Origin of the sequence: Tenacibaculum aestuarii (genome assembly GCF_964510395.1) — a bacterium.
Lineage (GTDB): Bacteria > Bacteroidota > Bacteroidia > Flavobacteriales > Flavobacteriaceae > Polaribacter > Polaribacter aestuarii.
Window position 1 is genome coordinate 465,788 of record NZ_CAZEFY010000003.1, and the last position, 22,199, is coordinate 487,986.

A 22,199-nucleotide genomic window follows, 5' to 3' on the forward strand; every position below is an offset into this window, starting at 1 on the left:
TTATATATTAAGCGTTCTGTTTCTTAATTAAATTTAGAGCAGAACCTTCTTTATACCATTCTATTTGCCCTTCGTTGTACGTATGGTTTGCTATAATTGTGTCTTTTGAACCATCAGCATGAACAACTTCAATAGTTAATGGTTTGTTTGGCGCAAATTCATTCAAATCTAAGAAGTTGAAGGTATCATCTTCTTGAATTAAATCATAATCTGCTTCATTCGCAAATGTTAAGCCTAACATCCCTTGTTTTTTCAAGTTTGTTTCGTGAATACGCGCAAATGATTTTACCAACACCGCTGCAACACCTAAATGACGAGGTTCCATAGCTGCGTGCTCGCGTGAAGAACCTTCTCCATAATTATGATCTCCCACAACAATTGTTTTGATTCCTTTCGCTTTGTATTCTCTCTGTACTTTAGGAACAGCATCGTACTCGCCTGTTAATTGATTTTTCACGAAGTTTGTTTTCATATTGAAAGCATTTACTGCTCCAATTAACATGTTGTTAGAAATATTATCTAAATGTCCACGGTAACGTAACCAAGGACCTGCCATAGATATATGGTCAGTTGTACATTTTCCGAATGCTTTGATTAATAATTTAGCATCTTTAATCTCATTTCCAATTGGCTCAAATGGTGTTAACAATTCTAAACGCTCTGAATTTGGATCTACAACTATTTCTACATGGCTTCCATCTTTCTCTGGTGCTAGATATCCATTATCTTTAACCTCAAAGCCTTTTGGTGGTAACTCCCATCCTGTTGGCTCATCAAACATTACCTCTTCTCCATTTTCATTAATTAATGAATCTGTCATCGGATTAAAATCTAGACGTCCAGAAATTGCAATTGCTGCAGTTAATTCTGGTGAAGCAACAAAAGCATGTGTATTAGGATTACCATCAGCTCTTTTAGCAAAATTACGGTTGAAAGAGTGAACAATGCTGTTCTTTGGTGCATTTTTAGGATCACTATATCTAGCCCATTGCCCAATACATGGTCCGCATGCGTTGGTAAATATTGTAGCATCTAAATTTTCAAAGACTTGTAGTATTCCATCTCTTTCAGCAGTAAAACGTACTTGCTCAGATCCTGGATTAATACCAAACTCTGCTTTTGTTTTTAGTCCTTTATCTATAGCTTGTTGCGCAATAGAAGCTGCACGTGATAAATCCTCGTAAGAAGAGTTGGTACAAGATCCTATTAGTCCCCATTCTACCTGTAATGGCCAATCATTTGCTTGAGCCTTCTCTGTCATTTCTTTACCTACCGAAGTAGATAAATCTGGAGTGAAAGGTCCGTTTAATAACGGTCCTAATTCTGATAAATTAATTTCAATAACCTGATCAAAATATTGCTCAGGGTTTGCGTATACTTCAGCATCTGCCGTTAAATATTCTTTAATTTCATTTGCTGCATCTGCCACATCATTTCTATCGGTAGCACGTAAATAACGTTCCATAGACTCATCGTAACCAAAAGTAGAAGTTGTAGCACCAATCTCTGCTCCCATGTTACAAATAGTTCCTTTACCAGTACATGACATAGCTGTTGCTCCAGATCCAAAATATTCAACAATAGCTCCTGTTCCTCCTTTTACTGTTAGAATTTCTGCTACTTTTAAAATCACGTCTTTAGGCGCTGTCCAACCAGATAATTTACCTGTTAATTTTACCCCTATTAACTTAGGAAATTTCAATTCCCAAGGCATTCCTGCCATTACATCTACTGCATCGGCACCACCTACACCAATAGCTACCATTCCTAATCCTCCAGCGTTTACTGTGTGAGAATCAGTACCAATCATCATTCCTCCTGGAAATGCATAATTTTCTAATACCACTTGGTGAATAATTCCTGCTCCAGGTTTCCAAAAGCCAATACCATATTTATTAGATACAGATTCTAAAAAGTTAAAAACTTCACTACTTACATCGTTTGCGTGTTTTAAATCTGTAGCTGCCCCATCTTTTGCCTGAATTAAGTGGTCGCAATGTACTGTTGTTGGTACTGCCACTTTATCTTTTCCTGCTTGCATAAATTGTAACAATGCCATTTGCGCTGTTGCATCTTGACAAGCGATACGGTCTGGAGCAAAATCAACATAATCCTTTCCTCTTTCGAAAGCTTTCGTTGGTGTTCCATCCCAAAGATGTGTGTATAAAATTTTCTCTGCTAATGTTAAAGGTTTACCTGTAATTTTACGGGCAGCATCTACTCGCTCAACTACTTTATTGTATACCTCTTTTATCATATTAATATCAAAAGCCATATATGTAATTTTTTTGTTGCTGTACGAATTTACCAAAAAAAACAGTATAAAAGATGGAGTAACTATATAATTATAATAAGTTTAAATAAGTTTTTTCTATAGTAGAGTTTATTAAATAAACTAAAAATAATAAAGCCCGAGCTTTTACACTCGGGCTTCTATATTGTAACAAATAGTTTTATTCAATTTATGAAATTACTAATTGCTTTTGAGACGGTTTGAACTTTGTTAATATGATTCCATCAACCGCTTTTTCGTATTCTTCCATCGTAGGAGTTCTTCCTAAAATAGTAGATAATACTACAACTGGAGTAGATGATAATAAAGATTCTCCTTTTTTCTCACCAGAATCTTTTACTACTCTTCCTTGGAATAATCGTGTTGAAGTAGCCATTACCGTATCACCTGGTTCTGCTTTTTCTTGGTTACCCATACATAAGTTACAACCTGGACGCTCTAAGTATAACATGTTTTCATACTTAGTACGTGCTAAACCTTTAGGAGCGTTATCGTCAAACTCAAATCCTGAATATTTTTGTAATACTTCCCAATCTCCTTCAGCCTTTAACTCATCTACAATATTGTATGTTGGTGGCGCAACTACTAACGGAGCGTTAAACTCTACTTTACCTTGTTGCGCTTCAATGTTCTTTAACATTTGAGCTAAGATTTTCATATCTCCTTTGTGAACCATACAAGACCCTACGAAACCTAAATCTACTTTTTTAGTTCCTCCATAGAATGATAAAGGACGAATGGTATCGTGTGTATATCGTTTAGATACATCTTCATTATTTACATCTGGATCAGCAATCATTGGTTCAGCGATTTCATCTAAATCAATCACTACTTCCGCATAATAGTTAGCATCCGCATCTGGTTTCAACGCTGGTTTGATACCTGTTTTAACCTCTTGGATTCTAGTATTCGCTTTATCAACTAAACCTTGTAATACTTGCTTTTCATTATCCATTCCTTTATCAATCATGATTTGGATACGATCTCTAGCAATTTCTAATGATTCAATTAATGTTTCATCTTCTGAAATACAGATAGAAGCTTTTGCTTTCATTTCCGCAGTCCAGTCAGTAAACGTAAAAGCTTGATCAGCTGTTAAGGTACCGATATGTACTTCAATAACTCTTCCTTGGAATACATTTTCTCCTCCAAATTGCTTTAACATTTGTTGTTGTGTAGCGTGCACTACATCACGGAAATCCATGAAACTTCTCATGTCTCCTTTAAACGTAACTTTTACCGATTGAGGAATTGGCATTGTAGCTTCTCCAGTCGCTAAGGCTAAAGCAACAGTTCCTGAATCTGCACCAAAAGCAACTCCTTTAGACATACGTGTATGTGAATCTCCTCCAATAATAATATCCCAATCACTTACCGTAATATCATTCAATACTTTATGGATTACATCCGTCATTGCATGATATTGTCCTTTAGGATCACGACCTGTAATTAAACCGAAGTCGTTCATAAACTTCATTAACCTAGGAATGTTCGCTTTTGACTTATCATCCCAAACTGAAGCAGTATGACATCCTGATTGATATCCTCCATCAACAATTGGAGAAATTACCGTAGCAGCCATCATTTCTAATTCTTGAGAAGTCATTAATCCTGTAGTATCTTGAGACCCTACAATGTTAACTTCTACACGAACATCAGAACCTGCATGTAATGTTTTTCCTGGAGTAGTTCCTACAGCATTTTTGTTGAAGATTTTTTCAACCGCTGTTAATCCTTGTCCTTCAACAGAAATTTCTTTAGAAGCTGCATATACTTGTGGAGCTTCAATTCCTAAAACTTTGGCAGCGAATGTTTGTAATTTTTTACCAAAAACCACAGCATAAGAACCACCTGCTTTGATGAACTCCATTTTTTGTGGAGTTAAAGCATCAGAAATATCTTTTAACTCTTTATCTCCGTTATATAATTTCTTAGTTTTTGTGTTAATAGTTAACACAGTTCCAGTATCAACAGAATAAGTTTGCTCTAAAACTGGCTCTCCATCAGCATCTAATACTGTATTTCCTTCAGCATCTTTTTGTTTCACCCAGTTTTTAAGGTCAATACCAATACCTCCAGTTACCCCAACAGTAGTTAAGAAAATTGGAGAAATTCCGTTAGTACCAGCAATTACTGGTGCAATATTGATAAAAGGTACATAAGGGCTAGAAGAAATTCCTGTCCAAAGAGCAACGTTATTTACTCCTGACATTCTTGAAGATCCTACTCCCATTGTTCCTTTTTCAGCGATTAACATCACTCGTTTATCTGGATGTTGCTCTTTTAATGCTAACAATTCTTGTTGCATTTCTTTATTGTGCTCAAAAATAGATTGTCCGTGTAATTCACGATCAGATCTAGAGTGTGCATCTGCTCCTGGAGATAATAAATCTGTAGAAATATCACCTACACCTGCAACAAATGTTACTATTTGAATTTCTTCATCTATCTCTGGTAATTTTGTGAAAAATTCTGCTTGTGCATAACTCTCAATAATTTCTTTAGCTATTTCACTTCCAGCTTTCATAGCCTCTTCTAAACGCTCAGTATCCGCCTCATATAAGAATACTTGAGTTTTTAACACCTTAGCAGCTTCTTTTGCTATTGCTTCATCATTCCCTAAAGCTAAGTCTAATAAAACCTTGATTGAAGGTCCACCTTTCATATGAGATAACTGTTCAAAAGCAAAAGCTGGAGTAATTTCTTCTACTACAGATTCTCCTAAGATAATCTCTTTTAAGAAATCAGCTTTTACACTAGCAGCACTTGTTGTACCTGGTAAAACATTATAAATAAAGAAATTAAGAGACTCTTTACGGTGCTCGTTATTTTCATCTTTAATTTGTGAGATGATTTCAGTTAACAATTCACTTCCGTCAATTGGCTTAGGGTGTAGACCTTGCCCTTTTCTTACTTCAATCTCCTTTAGGTAATCTGAGTATGTGTTCATAAAAGGTTTATTATTTAATATTTGGAAGAAACTCTAAAACTAGACTTTATTGAAGTTGATAGTAATACAACTATAAAAACTACTCTTATTATTTCTTGATTTATTTGTATCTAAACTGTTATATGTAAGCATATATATCAAGTTTACATACGAGTATATCTTGTTATTTTTTGCCTAGCAAAAGTACTATTTTAACTTCAATTTTAAAAATAAACAACAAAACAGCAGAAATAATGAATTTATTTAATTTGAAATAGCTGTTTTTAAAAATATATCAAAAAAACACTTAAAAACAAGCCGATTAATTATCAATTTAACAATTGAGGTATTTTAAAGATAGTATTGAAAAGACTATAATGATTCTAAATAGGAAAAAAAGCAGACCCATAAGCTGGATTCTGTTCCTCAAAAAAATGAGGCTCTTATCATTTATCTAGTTCCGAAATTACTCTCGGAATCAATCTGCCTACCCCTTAGAATCGCGCGAGTAGCGCTCAAGCTCTAATGTACATGGCATTGCACCGCATAGAGTTTACCTGGTTTCACTACAGCATTACCTGTACATACTTTCTGTTGCACTTGTCCTCGGTTTACACCGGACGGATGTTATCCGCTATGCTACTCTATGGTGTCCAGACTTTCCTACTTACATTTTCTGCAAGTCGATAAGATAGGTCTGCTTAATATGTTTTTAGTTCACACCTTTATTCATAAAAAAACCCACTCAAAAAATTGAGTGGGAAAATTGCTATGAAAAAGAAAAAGTGTCTAGAACGTCTCCTAGACACTGCAAATATATAAACGTTTTTTGTTTTAAAAAAATTTTAAATCAAAAAAAAATCAAATTTTATATTTTTTTTAAGAAAACATGTCCTTAACCTTTTCAAAGAACGACTTGTCTGACTTTTGAGGGTTTGGGCTAAAGTTCTCATCTTCTTGCACTTCCTCAAAAAACTTACGTTGATCCTTTGTTAATTCTTGTGGTGTCCACACATTTATGTGAATTAAGAAATCTCCATGTCCGTAACGTTCAATACTTGGTAATCCTTTTCCTTTTAATCGTAAAATCTTACCTGATTGTGTTCCTGCATCAACTTTAATCTTAACTTTTCCTGTAACTGTATCTATTTCTTTAGAAGTTCCTAAAACAGCTTCTGAGAAGTTTATGTATAAATCATAATGTATATTACTTCCTTCTCTTTTTAAAGTATCGTGTGGTACTTCTTCAATCAACACTAATAAATCACCAGGAATTGAGTTCTTACCAGGAGCTTCGTTCCCTTTTCCTCCAACTTTTAATTGAACTCCTTCAGTAACTCCTTCAGGAATGTTGATAGAAACGGTTTCTTCTTTTACGATCATACCTTGAGCATCTGCTCCACTAGGTTTCTTGTCTAACATTTCTCCTGCTCCATGACAAGTACCACAAGTAGTCGCTGTTTGCATTCTACCTAAAATGGTATTGGTAACTCGCATTTGTTGTCCTGTTCCATTACAAGTTGAACAAGTTTTATATGTTACTCCATCTGCTTGAACCTTTCTACGAACTTTTACTTTTTTCTCTACTCCTTTGGCAATTTCTTCTAAGGTAAGTTTTACACGAATACGTAAGTTACTACCTTTTACTCGTGCTTGACGGTGACCACCGCCACCAAAACCTCCGAAACCACCACCGAAAGCTCCTCCAAAAATATCTCCAAATTGGCTGAAAATGTCATCCATATTCATTCCACCACCACCGAAGCCTCCATGACCTCCTTCAAAAGCAGCATGCCCATATTGATCGTAACGAGCTTTCTTGTTCTCATCACTTAATATTTCATACGCTTCAGCAGCTAATTTGAATTTTTCTTCAGCATCTTTATCATCCGGATTTTTATCTGGATGATACTTAATAGCCATCTTTCGATAGGCTTTTTTTATTTCAGCTTGCGATGCCGATTTTGATATTCCTAATATTTCGTAATAATCTTGTTTTGCCATAACTTTCAATGTTCAATTATCAGTAAACAGTTATTTTAAACAATAACCAATAATTGTATTAATGATAATTGTTTTACGATTGCCCCATTACTACTTTAGGGTGACGAATAATTTTATCTCCTAGTTTGTATCCTTTCTCTACACAATCGATAATTTTTCCTTTTAAATCTTCTGTTGGAGCAGGTATTTGTGTAATTGCATCATGAATTTCAGCATCGAAATCATCTCCTGGCTTTACCTCTATCTCTACTAATCCTTTTTGTGTTAAAGTGCTTTTAAACTTGTTATTGATAAGCTCCATTCCTTTTAATAACTCAGAATCTTCAGACTTTTTAATTTCTGCCAAACCTCTATCAAAATCATCCATAATTGGCAGTAAAGCTGTCATTAATTCTTGACTTGCAGTTTTAAAAAGCTCTATACGTTCTTTAGAAGTACGTTTCTTATAATTTTCAAACTCTGCAAACAAACGTAAGTATTTATCTTTTTCTGCTTGAATTAACTCTTCAGTAGTAGGCGCTTCTTTTGATTCAACCTCCTTATTTTCTTGAGTTTCTTCTTGCTCTCCTCCTAATTCTCCACTTTTTACAGCGTCATTAATTTCGTCTTCTTTTGTATATTGATCTTTACTCATTGTAAATAGTTTCTTTTATTTTCTCTCTTTTGATTAACAAGAATGTTGCCAATAAAAAAATCGTGTCAAGTTGACACGATTTTTTTATTATTAATAAGATGTAGTTAATCTTAATAAAGTCTTCCTACTTCTGCTCCATCAACTGTTACATAAGGAACATATTCTCCTTTTTGTAATTTAAAAATAATAGTCTTACCATTTTTAAGTTTTATAGAGTGCTTACTGCTACAGTTATAAATATACTTTGGTTCTCCATCAACAAATAATTTTGCTGTTGGACTTTCTCCTGCATCTAAAGACATCATTCCTGAGTTTGAACTTGCCACTGGAAGGTATCTTTGTATAATTATTCTTGAAAAACCTGTTGCTTTTTTACCAAAATCAAATTCACCTTCTACTTTAATATCAATTTCATATGCATATTTACCTTCTTTAGTTACATCATACATCATAGGATCTTGATTTTCAGACACATACTTCAACTTCTTTTCATAATCATTATAACCATTACTAAAGTAATCTAAGAAACCTGCATTTTTTCTTGCTATTTTTTCATACTCTTTAGCTTTTTCTATATCTCCTAGTAAAATACTTGCAGTAGTTAAATTCGCATAAATCACCTTAAGCTTTCTTTTTAACTTTAATTTTTTACCATAATCAACATCTACTTGTTCTTTCCAATACTCAACAGCTTTATTTAAAGCTTCGCTAGAACGTGTAGTCTTTATTTCTTCAATTAAAGGTGTAGAAATATCATTAAATTCTTTAGCCTTTCCTTTTTTAGCATTCCTAAACAAACCGAAGTATAATTCAATCTCTGACTTACCTGTAAACAAAACACCTACATTACTATCTATATAATCTTGTACTTTCTTAGTTAATAGTATAGCCTTTGTTTTATTTCTATAAAACCTAGTTCCGGTTGGGTATTCTTTTGATTTAGGTACAACAGATTTTATTCTTCTCACCTCATTATGAATCATTTTATTTCCATCTACCAATACCATTAAATTCATAGTACCTTGTAACTGTAAACCATTTTCTACATATTGCAATTGACTCCCAGTAAAACCTACTACTATTTGAATGTCTCCATCTTTTTTAACATACTCATACCCTTCTACTTTTAAACCTTCAGTAAAAGATTCTAAAGTTGGAAAATCTCTATAATTTTCTGGTTTGTTGTCATCTTCATCATATTCATTATTCCAATATTCACCATCATCTTGAATTTCATAGCTAATAGTTTTTAGATTCTTAAAAGACTCTGGTTGATCAAACTCTAACTCAAATTTATGAGCTTTAAATTGAGTATTTTGAGAAAAGACATTGGTGCATGCCAATAAAACTGTAAAAAGAAATAAATTCTTAATCATTTTCATTTTTTTAAAGTTGTTTTTGATTTATATTTAGTTAATTAATTCTTTCAATTTTTGCCCCGATAGACTTTAAACGAGCTTCAATATCTTCATAACCTCTATCAATTTGTTCAATATTATCGATGACACTCGTTCCTTTAGCAGAAAGTGCTGCTATTAATAAAGAGATACCTGCTCGAATATCTGGTGAAGTCATTTTTGTAGCCTTTAATTGCGATTTGAAATCGTGACCAATTACCGTAGCTCTATGTGGATCACATAAAATTACTTTTGCCCCCATATCAATTAATTTATCGACAAAGAACAAACGGCTTTCAAACATTTTTTGATGGATTAACACTGTTCCTTTTGCTTGCGTTGCTACTACTAAAACTATACTTAATAAATCTGGTGTAAACCCAGGCCAAGGCGCATCAGCAACAGTTAATACAGATCCGTCAATATAACTTTGGATTTCATAGCTTTCTTGCTCAGGAATAAAAATATCATCTCCTCTTTTCTCTAGTTGAATTCCCAACTTTCTAAACACATTAGGAATTTGTCCTAAATCGTCCCAACTAACATCTTTAATAGTTAATTCAGAACGTGTCATAGCTGCCATACCTATCCAACTACCAATTTCAATCATGTCTGGTAAAATGGTATGCTCACAACCTCCTAAAGATTCAACTCCTTCAATCGTTAACAAGTTAGAACCTACTCCTGAGATTTTTGCTCCCATAGAGTTCAACATTTTTGATAATTGTTGAATGTAAGGTTCACATGCAGCGTTATAAATCGTTGTGGTTCCCTTAGCCAAAACCGCAGCCATAATAATATTTGCAGTTCCTGTTACAGAAGCTTCATCTAACAACATCTCTGCTCCTACTAATCCTGTTTCTGTTTCTACTCCGTAGAAATATTCTTCACGGTTATAACGGAATTTTGCTCCTAAATTGATGAAGCCTTCAAAGTGTGTATCTAAACGACGACGACCAATTTTATCCCCTCCTGGGCGTGGAATATATCCTTTTCCAAAACGAGCTAATAACGGACCAACAATCATAATTGAACCTCTTAATGAGCTCCCATCTCTTTTAAAGTCTGCTGATTCTAGATATTTTAAATTGATATTATCTGCTTGAAAACTATACGAATTCTTAGAGAGTTTTTCAATCTTAACTCCCAGCTTTCCTAAGATAAAAATCAACTTATTGACATCAATAATATCAGGAATGTTGTTTATTATTACTTTTTCTGAAGTTAATAACACCGCACAAATTACTTGTAATGCTTCGTTTTTTGCTCCTTGTGGTGTTATTGTTCCTTTTAATTTGTGACCTCCTTCAATTTTAAATGATGCCATTTATTTTTTTCTGTATTTAGTGTTTGCTTTTCCTTTTGATTTGTGCTGACCTTGAGTACTTCGTTTTCTTAACAAGCTTTTACTATCTGTTAAATCTTCTTCAATACTTCGAATGTCTATTTTTCCGTCTGATAATTCATACAAATGGTCAAAAATCACATTATCATCAACCGTATCTTTATTCCAGTTTAGATAACATTTCTTCATATGATTCGCAATCGTAAAAACCAACGCTTCTTTCATATCTCCATCTTCCCATGTTAAAGCAACATCAATCATCGTTTGAATATTCGTTCCATAAAAACGATATTTTGAAGCTGATTTAGGATATGCCATTCTTTCTGGAGCCTCTTGTAACTCTTCTTTAGAAGGAGTTTCATAAGGAGAGTCTACATCTAATTTAAAATTAGACATGATATGTAACTGATCCCAAAGCTTATGCTTAAAATCAGGAACATCACGTAAATGTGGTTGTAAATTACCCATCACGTCTATAATCGCCTTAGCCATTGTATTACGCTCTTCTCTATCTTCTAGGGCAACACAATGATTTACGAGTTTTTGTATATGTCTTCCATATTCAGGAATAATTAATTTCGATCTTTCTGAATTGTATTCTAAATCAAACGTCATTTCTCTATATTTTTATCCATGCAAAATAGGAAATTATTTACGAATTAGCTATCCGACTACCTTCAATTTTGCAAATTGTAACAATAATTTCTTTTTACCTACAGTACTAAACTCTATTTCTGCTTTTTTATTGGGTCCTTTTCCTTCTAAAGCTACTACTCTTCCTGTTCCAAAGCGGTTATGCTCTACCAAATTCCCAACAGTAATTTCTCCATCAAATAAATTCATTGTAGGGTTTACATCTGAAACCTTTTTCATCTTACTTTTTGGAGGAATCGTCATCGGCTTTTCTTTCTTTTCTAAAAACTCTTTTCTTTTCTTCTGAATAGGTTTTTGAAAGCGAATTTGCTTCGGAGTATCATCAAACAAACTTGCGTCAATAAATCTATTTGCTGATGGTTCAGGAACTTTAGGAGTTAAATACTCTAAATATTGTTCATCTATTTCTTCTAAGAATCTACTTGGTTCACCGTCCGTTAATTTACCCCAACGATAACGTGTTTGAGCATAGGTTAAATACGCTCCTTTTTCAGCTCTTGTTAAAGCCACGTAAAACAAACGACGTTCTTCTTCAAGTTCACTACGAGTATTCATACTCATTGCAGAAGGGAATAAACTTTCTTCCAATCCTACAATATATACATACGGGAATTCCAGACCTTTTGACAAGTGAATTGTCATTAACGAAACACGAGGTTCTTCATCTTGTTTATCAGAATCGAAATCAGTTGCTAATGCTACGTCTTCTAAAAATGATGTTAGCGAAGCATCTTCTCCAGTCTCAATTTTATCTGTAATGAAATCTTTAATTCCGTTTAATAATTCTTGAACGTTTTCAACCTTATTAACCCCTTCTGGAGTTCCGTCTTTCTGTAAATCTTTGACTAATTGTGTTTGTTTTACCACTAAATCTGCAATTTCAAATGCATTTTTAGTTTTCGCTTCTATTTGAAAACGCTGAATCATATTGACAAAGTTTTGCAACTTTGTTTTAGTTCCCGAATTAATACTTATATCAATCGTGCTGATATTCTTTAAAATATCAAACATCGATTTTTTATAATGATTTGCGGCAATTGTCAACTTATCTATCGTTGTAGCACCAATACCTCTTGCTGGATAATTGATAATACGCTTTAACGCTTCCTCATCATTCGGGTTGATTAAAATTCGTAAATACGATAGTAAATCTTTAATCTCTTTACGTTGATAGAAAGAGATTCCTCCGTAAATTTTATACTTGATATCTTTTTTACGCAATGCATCTTCTATCGCTCTCGATTGTGCATTGGTACGATATAGAATAGCAAATTGATCGCTTGTTAACTGATGATTCATTTGGTTTTCCCAAATAGATTGTGCTACAAAACGTCCTTCTTCTCCATCGGAAATCGTACGCATTACCTTTACACTATCTCCTGCATCGTTAGCTGTCCAAATTTCTTTATCTAACTTCGTTTTATTCTTATCAATTACACTATTCGCAGCGCGTACGATGTTACTTGTTGAACGGTAATTTTGTTCTAACTTGAATGTTTTCACATCTGGATAATCCTTCTGGAAGTTCAAGATATTTTGAATATTCGCCCCACGGAATCCGTAAATACTTTGCGAATCATCTCCCACCACACAAATATTCTGGAAACGATCTGCCAACGCACGTACAATTAAATATTGCGAATGGTTGGTATCTTGGTACTCATCCACCAAAATATAGCGGAAACGATCCTGATATTTTGCCAACACATCAGGAAAACGTGCTAACAACTCATTTGTACGCAATAATAAATCATCAAAATCCATTGCTCCTGACTTAAAACATCTATCTACATATTCTTTATAGATATCACCAGTTCTAGGTCTACTTGCTTCTAAATCGGCTTGTTGTAAATCAGAATTATTAAAATATGCTCTTACCGTAATTAAACTGTTTTTAAAAGAAGATATTCTACTTAGAATTTGCTTTGGCTTGTATCTATCTTTATCCAAATTCATTTCCTTGATAATCGCTGTTATCAATCGAACTGAATCTTGTGTATCGTAAATTGTAAAGTTGGATGGATATCCTAATCTATCAGCTTCCGAACGTAAAATACGTGCAAAAACCGAGTGAAATGTTCCCATCCATAAATTTTTAGCTTCGCTATACCCTACCACTTTACCAATACGGTCTTTCATTTCACGGGCAGCTTTATTAGTAAAGGTTAGTGACAAAATGTTAAATGCATCAACTCCTTGCTCCATTAAATAAGCAATTCTGTAGGTTAATACACGTGTTTTACCCGATCCTGCTCCGGCAATAATAATCATTGGACCGTCTTTTTGTAAAACGGCAGCTCTCTGTGGCTCGTTAAGTTGCTCTAAATAAGTACTCAATGAAAAATAAATTGAAAGATTTTAAAAATGGAAAATTAACCATTCTTTTAGGTTTATTAAAGATTCTGAACCATTTTTTATTCACGAATTTTATTATCAAAAAATTCGATACATTTACCGAATATTATAAAATTCGTCTTAAAAACCGAATAAACATAAGTTCGTTTTTAAACCCGAATTATTTTGTTTTTATGATTATAAAAATCTATTTTTACTAAAATTTAGCGGTATGACAAGTGTAATAACAGGAGACATCATAAACTCTAGAGGTGTGTTAGCTGAAACATGGCTTCCAATTTTAAAGCAGAGCTTTAACAAAATTGGAAAAACTCCTAAAACATGGGAAATTTTTCGTGGTGATAGTTTTCAAATCGAAATTGAAAATATTGCTGACACTTTACTTTTTGTAATTGAATTAAAAACTACTATTAAAAAAATAAAAGATTTAGATATTCGTTTAGCTATTGGAATTGGCTCTAAAAATTTTGAGACTTCAAAAATTACAGAAGCTAATGGTGAAGCTTTTGTTAATTCAGGATACGCTTTTGATCATTTATTAAAAAAGCAAAATTTAGCTCTAAAAACACCTTGGGAAGACATCAATGAAGAGTTTGAAGTTTCTTTAGGATTAAGCTTGTTGATTATGGACAATTGGACTGTAAATTCAGCTGAATTTGTAAACATGTATTTAGAGAATCCTAATAGCACTCAAAAAGTTATTGCTAAAAAATTAGCCATCTCAGAAAGTAGTGCTAGCGAACGAAGAAAACGTGCTGGTTTTGATGAAATTATGAAGTTAGAAAAACGTTACAGAACTCGTATGAACAAGAAACTAACCAACCTATGATACTGTTTTTAAAACTTTTAGTTGCTCATTTATTGGGCGATTTTGTTTTTCAACCTAAAAACTGGGTAAAAGACAAAGAAAAGAAGAAAATTAAATCACCCAAACTGTACGCTCACATAGGAGTTCATGCAATTTTTCTATTAATCTTATTACAGTTTAATTTACAATATTGGAGTATTTTCTTGTTGATTATCATTTCTCATTTTATAGTTGACTTAGGCAAACTTTATCTTCAGAAAAAGAAAAACAAACGCTTATTTTTCTTTTTAGACCAAGCTTTTCATCTGCTTTTTTTAGGAATCGCCACCTATATTTTTCAACCTTTTGATATTACATTTTCAACAATAGTAAATGAAAACAATTTACTTTTAGCTTGCTGCTTGCTTTTTGTTACGTTTACCTCATCAATCATTATAAACATATTAATTTCACGTTGGAATCCTGAGAAAAATAATAAATCAGAAGAACAATCGTTAGCTAATGCAGGAAAATATATTGGCTTTTTAGAACGTTTATTGGTTTTTGTTTTTATAGCAATTAATCAATGGGCAGGAGTTGGATTTTTACTCGCAGCAAAATCAATATTCAGGTTTGGAGATTTAACCGCATCAAAAGATAGAAAATTAACAGAGTATGTACTTGTTGGAACTTTATTAAGTTTTGGATTGGCAATTTTAACAGGACTCGTATATTCGCATTATGGAAGATAAAATTATAGAAGGATTAGCCTATGCCTTACCCGCTTTAGTAACTGGAGGTGTAGCTTATCTTATTTTAGGTCGTTTTATAGAACAAGACAATAAAGAAAAAACCTTCAATGCTTTGGTTGAAAAAAAGCGTGAAAGTTTACCTGTAAAACTACAAGCATACGAACGTATGTTATTGTTTTGTGAGCGTATTAATCCATCAAAATTATTATTGAGGGTAAACCCTATCGGAGATGATCCTGACAACTATTTACAACTTTTAATAGGAAATATTGAGCAAGAATTTGAGCATAACTTAGTGCAACAATTATATATTTCTGAAGATAGTTGGAAAGCAGTTTTAGCTGCTAAACTGGCGATTATTGCAAAACTTCGATCTACAGCAGATAACGTAAGTACTGCAAAAGATTTGCGTGAAAATGTACTCATAGATTACTCACAAGAAGAAAGTCCTGCAAACACAGCCGTTTCTTTTCTTAAACAAGAAGTAAAAAAACTGATATAACAATAAAAAAGCCTCCGTTTAGAGGCTTTTTTTAATTTGTAACATATGATCTTTTGTATTCTGTTCTAGACCCTTTTATATACTCTGGTATATCGCTTCTATTTATTCTCTTTATACTTAAAGGCTTCTCATTTATAACTAGATAACCATTATTCTTTCCTAAAATTTCAGAAAACGCTAAATAATTTTTATCAGACCATCCTCCATATTTTTTTTCAAGTTTATAAGTTTCAGAGTTATTTTTCTTTTTTGCATAAATTAGTACAGAACTATTATTCCCTGTGTTATACATTCTAATATGTAAACCATGCCTATTATCATTTTTCACCAACGCTATGTATACTTTTGAACCACTGCTAAACTCTCCCAACCAATAACTTCTTTGTGCAAAACTAACCGTACTGATAAATAAAAATAAAAGTAAAAAAGTAGCCTTTTTCATAATCATTAAAGTTTTAGTTTACTAATGTAAACTATTTATTTTAAATTATTTAGAATAAAATCAATTTTGGGATTGGTATTTGAATTCGCCACATAAGAATCAGTAATATATTTTGCATGCTCTGCATACCCTCTATTAATCAAGTATTCAATATCATTAACATATTCTAACGAAACTTTCCCTGTTAACAGCACACTTAAATCTTTACCCGAATGGAAATAATCATAGATTTTTTTTAATCCTGTTAAGTATAAATAATCTTTTGTAAACCCGCCTCCTCTATGAATACGTGTCGTGATATAAAACGCTTGTTCTCTTTCTAAGTCATAATTATTATGTAATAACCTGAAGGTTTTAGAGAATGAAGATCCTTTTACCAAACTATTCACAGCAATTACACGATATGCCAATTCTTTTAAACGTTTAATCGTTAAATTACCCGACATATATTCACTAAAAACAGCTAATCCTTCTTGTGTCTCAACATTATTAGGAAAACCATGAGAAAATATTTTTAACGGATGTAATACACCATTCATCGTCGTCACCATATGTACTCCGATTTCATGATTAGTTAAAATACCCATTTCATTTTTTGAAAACGTATGATTACTGTTTAACACTAAGGTTTGTGTACTATTTAATACCATAGCAATCGCTCCCATAGTATCAGACTCTTTTATATTGAACGAAAAATCATACCTACTTCCGTATTCTCTAAATAATTTTTCCGCTTCTTCTATAGAGTATTTTGGTTGAAATATTTCTTCGGAAGTATCTTCAGCATCAAAATGAAGAATGAACTTAGCATTCTCTACATCTTGTTCCGTAGGTTTTCCAAAGGAACGTAAACTATTATAATAGAATTTTTTTCCTTCGCCTACTGTTTCAATACACTGTACAATTCCCGAGTAGTAATAAATAATCTCTTCATATAGATTACGTATTTTTTCATCCTCTATCAACTCCAACGGAAGTGTAAAAAACTCTCGATGTAATTTAAATTTGTCAAAATCTCTTTTTGGATATTCAAAAACAGGATCGGTTAAGTATTTTGAATCAAAAAAACGTTGCTTTTCTTCCTCTATATTAACAGGGTTTACGTAACGTAATAACTCTATTTTTTTAACGAGTTTATCTATTCTTTTATCGATATCAGCAATCGCTTCTGCAGTAGCATTAATTTCTTTCATTGTAATTTATTAAGCGGTTGCAAATTTACTTTTTATGCGTTTCATAAAATGATTGTGCATGCAATTTCAACTCCTTTTTTAAGTAATTTTCTACTGCACTAACCACTTCTGGATACGTAATTTGTGCTAACTCATCACAATATACTTTCGCTATTTCTGTTGCCAATACTAAAGTATTATTGAAGTTTTGCGTGATATACTTTAAGAAATAACCATTCCCTTGAAAAGTATCATTGATTTTAGATGTTGATTTGATATTATTTGGTAGTGGCATTTTTTCTAAAACACTTCTCCAATCTTCTATTTCATTATCAAAACGATTGTTATCAACATTTGCTGTACCTAAATTCCAAGTTGGTACTTCTCTATCCCAACGTTGCCAATTATATGAATGCATATCATATACGATGCAAGTACTAAACTTCTCCTCAATTTTTAAAATCAATGCATGAACAACCTTATAAAAATCAGCATGTTTAGCTAAACTTTTAGCTTTCATTTCTTCGGAAAGTGGCTCGTACCACAACTGCTTACCCCAAGCATCAGTATAAATTGCTGTTTCTGGATTACGGTTTAAATCATACTCAAAACGAGAGTCCATCCCAGCAATAACAATTGGATGCGATTGCACCATCGTTTTGGTTTCAGGATCTTCTTCATACCAACGTTCGTATTCGGTATGTATACAATTATTCCACAGTTCTTGTCTGAATTGATGCCCATCGTGAACCGCTCCGCATACATACGGAACATACTCATCAATTTTTATGGTAAATGAATAATCGCTAGAAACGGCTTCAAAAATTTCTTCATTTTGAATCTTTTCTATAATTGCTGCTATTGAAAGCTTTTCCATCATACTACTATTTTTCAACAGGTAACTCTAACCTACTTGCCCACTCTGTCCAAGAACCATCATATACACTGTAATTTGTATATCCTGATGCCTCAGCTCCTAAAGCTAAAACACAAGCTGTAATTCCTGAACCACAAGAAAAGGTCATATGTTCATTTTTAGGGTTTATTTCAGAAAACAACTTTTGAAGTTCTTCTGTCGACTTCATTTTTCCATCAGACTGTAATTTCCCGTGAGGCAAACTTTTCGAATTTGGAATATGTCCTCCTCGCATATCAGCTCTTGGTTCTGGTTCGGTAGCATAAAAACGCCCTTCTGAACGCGCATCAACAATCAATTCTTTATTGTTTGAAGCTTCTAAAACTTGTTCAGTTACTCGTAACAATTCTTTTTGAAACATTGCTATAAAATCTCCTTCTGCTACTTCTTTTTTTATTGGAAGTTCTACAGAATAACCTGCTGCTTCCCATGCAGGCAATCCTCCATTTAAAACAGCAATATTTGTAAATCCGAAAGCTTTAAACAACCACCAAACTCTAGGCGATGAATACACACCTAAATCATCATAAACTACAATATAGCTATCGTTGTTTACCCCTAGTTTTTGAGCTTCTTTTTCAAAGTGTTCTTCCGAAGGAATTGTATTCGGATACTCTCCTTCAGCATCTAAAAAAACATTCTTTAAATCAAAGAAAACAGCATTTTTGATTTGCTGTTTTTCTTTTATAACGTCTTTTATTGCTCCTACTTTAGGAATTGTAGCATCTAAAATAATTAGATTTTCTGCCTCTAAATTCTCTTGCAGCCATTCAACTGAAACAAGAGGTGTAATTACTTTAAGCATCATCTACTTTACGTTTTAAATCAGTCATTCTTCTGAATGCTGCATTTTTTTCTAATATCTTACTTTCTAAAAAGTCAATTACCTTTTCTTGAATCTTGACTTTTGATACTTTATTGATATAAACAATACCCCCTGGACTCATCACATTAACCTCTACTAGTTTACCTCCAATCACATCAATTCCTACAAAATATAGTCCGTCTTGAACCAACTTTGGACCTATCTTATCACACAGTAGTTTTTCTGCTTTGGTTAATTTATGCTTTTCAACTCTACCACCAGCGGTAATATTTGAACGATGGTCTTTATCTCCAGGAATACGTCTCATTGCTCCAATAGGCAATCCGTTTAACAATAAAATACGCACATCACCTTGATCGGCTCCTTCAATATAATCTTGAAGGATAACATAATCGGAAGATCCATCACTTTTATTAATGTAAAAATCTAACAGAGAATTAATATTCCCCATTGCCGACTTTTCTATCAAAATTACACCTGAACCTCCATACCCGTTCAACGGTTTTAAAATCATCTTGTCTGACTCAGATTCTTCAATGATATTAATTAAATAATCTTTGTTTTTAGAAACGTGCGTTACAGGAATTATCTCATTGTTTGGGTCTTCAAAAACAGCAGTATACAACTTGTTATTTGCTTCACGCATTCCTTGAACCGAGTTGATGATAAAAACATCATCCTTTACTGAATCTAAAAAATTCAACATTAGCGGATCTAACGGTGGATTTGCTCTCATAAAAATAGCATCAAATCCAGCTAAAGGAAGCATTTCCTCTCTAGTCGTTGCTTTTTTATAGTATGACTTTATACTAGCTGGTACTTTATCCATTCTTCCAACAATGGTACAAAACGCATTGGTTACACTATTTCGTATTGTTAAATTAGATGGTGTACAAATTGCTACTCCATGCCCTCGTTTTGCACACTCATGTATCAACGTTAAAGTTGAATCTTTCTCAGGATTGATTTCTTCCCAAGGATACATTAAAAAACAAATATTCATTTAACCTGATTTGTTTATTCTTTCTTCTTTAATTACTATTATTCAATATATCTATAAGCAATGCTTCGCATTTACTTTACTTCATCATAATGATCATCCCAATTTTTAGGATGTGGTTCCCCTAATTTCCCTACAGATTTTGCTACTAAAGTAGATACTGTAGCATCTCCTGTAACATTAATTACTGTTCTACACATATCTAAAGGTCTATCTACAGCAAAAATTAACGCTAAACCAATTGCTAATTTATCTGCTGGAAAACCTACAGATTCTAATACAATTACTAGCATTACCATACCGGCTCCTGGTACTGCTGCAGAACCTATAGAAGCCAATAAAGCCGTTAATATAATGGTTAATTGATCTCCAAAAGTTAAATCAAAGCTCAGTGCTTGTGCAATAAATACTGCAGCTACTGCTTGATATAAACTCGTTCCATCCATGTTAATAGTAGCTCCTACTGGTAATACAAAACTCGACACTTCTTTATCTACACCTACATGCTCTTCAACACGCTCCATTGTTACTGGTAACGTTGCAGCACTAGAACTTGTAGAAAAAGCTAACAATTGTGCTGGACTAATTTGTTGTAAAAACCAAAATGGATTCTTTTTTACAAATACACTTATTAAAATCATATAGAAAACAACAAGTAACAATAATCCTCCTACAACAGTTAATGCGTATTTTAATAATGCTAATAATAAATCTGGATCATTTGAAGATACTACTACATTAGCCAATAATGCAAACACTGCATATGGAGCAGTTAACATAATTAAATCGACCATTTTTAGCACAACTTCATTTAAAGAATCGAAAAACTTCTTTAGTGGTTTAGATTTCTTCTCTCCTACCAATAACATCGATATCCCTAAGAAAATAGTAAAGAAAATTACTTGTAACATTGCTTTGTTGCTACTCATTGCCTGCATTGCATTATCAGGAACCATATCTACAATAAACTGTAAAGGCCCACTAGCTTTTTGCTTGCTTGCTTCCGCTATTTTTGATTGTACACCTCCGCTATTCGCATAAGTTTCTGTTAGTTTTGCTATAGTCTCTTCAGAAATTCCATTTCCAGGTTGTACAGCATTAACTAAAACTAGTCCTACAGTAATTGCAATTACCGTAGTACCTATATATATTAATATAGTGCGTAAACCTATATTTTTGAATTTAGAAATATCTTTTAAATCTGATATCCCTTTTACTAAAGACGCTATAATTAATGGAACTGCTATTAATTTTAATAATTTTACAAAAATGGTCCCTAAAGGCTTTATCCAGTCAGCTACAAATGACGCTCCTCCTTCAACGAAAGTCATCGCTAAACCAAATAAAATTCCTAAAATCATTCCTATTAAAATTTGCCAGTGTAGTGCAAGTTTCTTCATGTAATCTATTAGTTTTTTGAGGCTGTAAGGTAAAAAGAAATATTTAAAAAAAAGTGACCTCTAATTTGTAACTTGTGTCTCAATAATTAAGAACTTAGTACTAACCTTATAAAATTAAAAATGGCAGGAATTTTAGACTTATTAAACAGCGACTTAGGTAAAACAATTGTTTCTGGTGTGGCAGGATCTACTGGTCAAGATACTGATAAAACAAACAGTGTATTAACAATGGCTTTGCCTGTTTTAATGAAAGCTATGCAACGTAATGCTTCTTCTTCTGAAGGTGCAGAAGGATTAATGAGCGCATTAAACAAGCATGATGGAGGAATTTTAGATAATCTTGGTGATTTATTTAACGGCGGTGTAAATTCAGACGTTTTACAAGATGGAAGTAAAATTTTAGGACATGTTTTAGGAAACAAACAACAAGGCGTTGAACAAGTAATTGGTCAAAAAGCAGGTATTGATGCTAATGCTGTAGCAAACATCTTAAAAACTGCTGCTCCAATCTTATTAGGCCTATTAGGTAAACAAAAACGTGAAACCAATGTTAATAACGCTGGTGACTTAGGTGGTTTATTAGGTGGTTTGCTTGGAGGAAACTCTAACGAAAGAGAGCAAAGCTTCTTAGAACAAATTTTAGATGCTGATGGTGACGGTAGTATTGTTGATGATGTAGCAGGAATGGTATTAGGAAATGCTAGCGGTAGTCAACAAAAATCAGGTGGTTTATTAGGCGGGTTATTAGGTGGTGTTTTTGGAAAAAAATAAACTTTCTCTTTTAATGATGA

Annotated in this window: 18 protein-coding genes and 1 other RNA gene; 4 read left to right on the plus strand and 15 right to left on the minus strand. The window is 33.1% G+C overall.

Translation table 11 applies throughout. The annotated features are described in order from the left end of the window. Window positions 1-7: 7 nt before the first annotated feature. The 9 genes from ACKTSU_RS08260 to ACKTSU_RS08300 form a co-directional block, all read right to left on the minus strand. Entirely contained in the window at window positions 8-2,275 is a 2,268-nt protein-coding gene (locus ACKTSU_RS08260) for an aconitate hydratase (protein WP_408035899.1), read from the minus strand. A 187-nt stretch (window positions 2,276-2,462) separates the two neighbouring features. After that, entirely contained in the window at window positions 2,463-5,243 is a 2,781-nt protein-coding gene (locus tag ACKTSU_RS08265; RefSeq protein WP_408035901.1) for a bifunctional aconitate hydratase 2/2-methylisocitrate dehydratase, read from the minus strand. A gap of 371 nt (window positions 5,244-5,614) precedes the next feature. Beyond that, window positions 5,615-5,926: RNase P RNA component class A (rnpB, locus tag ACKTSU_RS08270), an RNA gene on the minus strand. Window positions 5,927-6,101: 175 nt separating this feature from the next. Continuing rightward, the gene (dnaJ, locus tag ACKTSU_RS08275; protein WP_408035902.1) at window positions 6,102-7,226 is read right to left on the minus strand and encodes a molecular chaperone DnaJ; all 1,125 of its coding nucleotides are present in this window, start codon (window positions 7,224-7,226) and stop codon (window positions 6,102-6,104) included. A gap of 73 nt (window positions 7,227-7,299) precedes the next feature. After that, entirely contained in the window at window positions 7,300-7,860 is a 561-nt protein-coding gene (locus ACKTSU_RS08280) for a nucleotide exchange factor GrpE (RefSeq protein ID WP_408035904.1), read from the minus strand. A 110-nt stretch (window positions 7,861-7,970) separates the two neighbouring features. Continuing rightward, on the minus strand, window positions 7,971-9,236 hold the full coding sequence (locus tag ACKTSU_RS08285) for a hypothetical protein (RefSeq protein ID WP_408035906.1): 1,266 nt from the start codon (window positions 9,234-9,236) through the stop codon (window positions 7,971-7,973). A gap of 37 nt (window positions 9,237-9,273) precedes the next feature. After that, complete coding sequence (gene murA / locus ACKTSU_RS08290) at window positions 9,274-10,584, minus strand: UDP-N-acetylglucosamine 1-carboxyvinyltransferase (protein ID WP_408035908.1); 1,311 nt, start codon at window positions 10,582-10,584, stop codon at window positions 9,274-9,276. Further along, on the minus strand, window positions 10,585-11,217 hold the full coding sequence (locus ACKTSU_RS08295) for a DUF4290 domain-containing protein (RefSeq protein ID WP_408035910.1): 633 nt from the start codon (window positions 11,215-11,217) through the stop codon (window positions 10,585-10,587). Between the two features lie 48 nt (window positions 11,218-11,265). Continuing rightward, window positions 11,266-13,593 (minus strand): ATP-dependent helicase, encoded by a 2,328-nt coding sequence (locus tag ACKTSU_RS08300; protein ID WP_408035912.1) that lies wholly within the window; start codon window positions 13,591-13,593, stop codon window positions 11,266-11,268. A 229-nt stretch (window positions 13,594-13,822) separates the two neighbouring features. Between ACKTSU_RS08300 and ACKTSU_RS08305 the strand changes: the two genes are divergently transcribed. From ACKTSU_RS08305 to ACKTSU_RS08315, 3 genes are read left to right on the plus strand one after another with little or no spacing between them, the layout of a single operon-like run. After that, on the plus strand, window positions 13,823-14,440 hold the full coding sequence (locus ACKTSU_RS08305) for a SatD family protein (protein WP_408035913.1): 618 nt from the start codon (window positions 13,823-13,825) through the stop codon (window positions 14,438-14,440). Next, window positions 14,437-15,150 (plus strand): DUF3307 domain-containing protein, encoded by a 714-nt coding sequence (locus ACKTSU_RS08310; protein WP_408035915.1) that lies wholly within the window; start codon window positions 14,437-14,439, stop codon window positions 15,148-15,150. Before ACKTSU_RS08305 ends, ACKTSU_RS08310 begins: the two co-directional genes overlap by 4 nt. Next, on the plus strand, window positions 15,140-15,652 hold the full coding sequence (locus tag ACKTSU_RS08315) for a DUF7935 family protein (RefSeq protein ID WP_274634133.1): 513 nt from the start codon (window positions 15,140-15,142) through the stop codon (window positions 15,650-15,652). The genes ACKTSU_RS08310 and ACKTSU_RS08315 overlap by 11 nt, the downstream gene beginning before the upstream one ends. A gap of 31 nt (window positions 15,653-15,683) precedes the next feature. Here ACKTSU_RS08315 and ACKTSU_RS08320 read toward each other — a convergent pair whose 3' ends face one another. The 6 genes from ACKTSU_RS08320 to ACKTSU_RS08345 all read right to left on the minus strand — a co-directional run bounded on the left by ACKTSU_RS08320 (window position 15,684) and on the right by ACKTSU_RS08345 (window position 21,408). Further along, window positions 15,684-16,094: a hypothetical protein gene (locus ACKTSU_RS08320; protein ID WP_408035917.1), complete on the minus strand. Its 411-nt coding sequence runs from the start codon at window positions 16,092-16,094 to the stop codon at window positions 15,684-15,686. Between the two features lie 35 nt (window positions 16,095-16,129). Further along, window positions 16,130-17,287, minus strand: a complete 1,158-nt coding sequence (locus ACKTSU_RS08325) for a flavohemoglobin expression-modulating QEGLA motif protein (RefSeq protein WP_408035918.1) — start codon at window positions 17,285-17,287, stop codon at window positions 16,130-16,132. A gap of 25 nt (window positions 17,288-17,312) precedes the next feature. Then, window positions 17,313-18,143 (minus strand): N-formylglutamate amidohydrolase, encoded by an 831-nt coding sequence (locus tag ACKTSU_RS08330; RefSeq protein ID WP_408036899.1) that lies wholly within the window; start codon window positions 18,141-18,143, stop codon window positions 17,313-17,315. Between the two features lie 7 nt (window positions 18,144-18,150). Further along, window positions 18,151-18,990 carry a sulfurtransferase gene (locus ACKTSU_RS08335; RefSeq protein ID WP_408035919.1) on the minus strand — a complete coding sequence of 280 codons (840 nt, stop codon included), beginning with the start codon at window positions 18,988-18,990 and terminating at the stop codon, window positions 18,151-18,153. Continuing rightward, on the minus strand, window positions 18,980-20,011 hold the full coding sequence (gene gshB, locus ACKTSU_RS08340; protein ID WP_408035921.1) for a glutathione synthase: 1,032 nt from the start codon (window positions 20,009-20,011) through the stop codon (window positions 18,980-18,982). Before gshB ends, ACKTSU_RS08335 begins: the two co-directional genes overlap by 11 nt. 71 nt (window positions 20,012-20,082) lie before the next feature. Continuing rightward, window positions 20,083-21,408 (minus strand): dicarboxylate/amino acid:cation symporter, encoded by a 1,326-nt coding sequence (locus ACKTSU_RS08345; RefSeq protein ID WP_408035923.1) that lies wholly within the window; start codon window positions 21,406-21,408, stop codon window positions 20,083-20,085. 120 nt (window positions 21,409-21,528) lie between these two features. On the opposite strand from ACKTSU_RS08345, the gene ACKTSU_RS08350 reads away from it, so the two are divergent. Beyond that, window positions 21,529-22,179, plus strand: coding sequence for a DUF937 domain-containing protein (locus ACKTSU_RS08350; RefSeq protein ID WP_408035925.1), 651 nt, complete (start codon window positions 21,529-21,531; stop codon window positions 22,177-22,179). The last annotated feature ends 20 nt before the right edge of the window (window positions 22,180-22,199 follow it).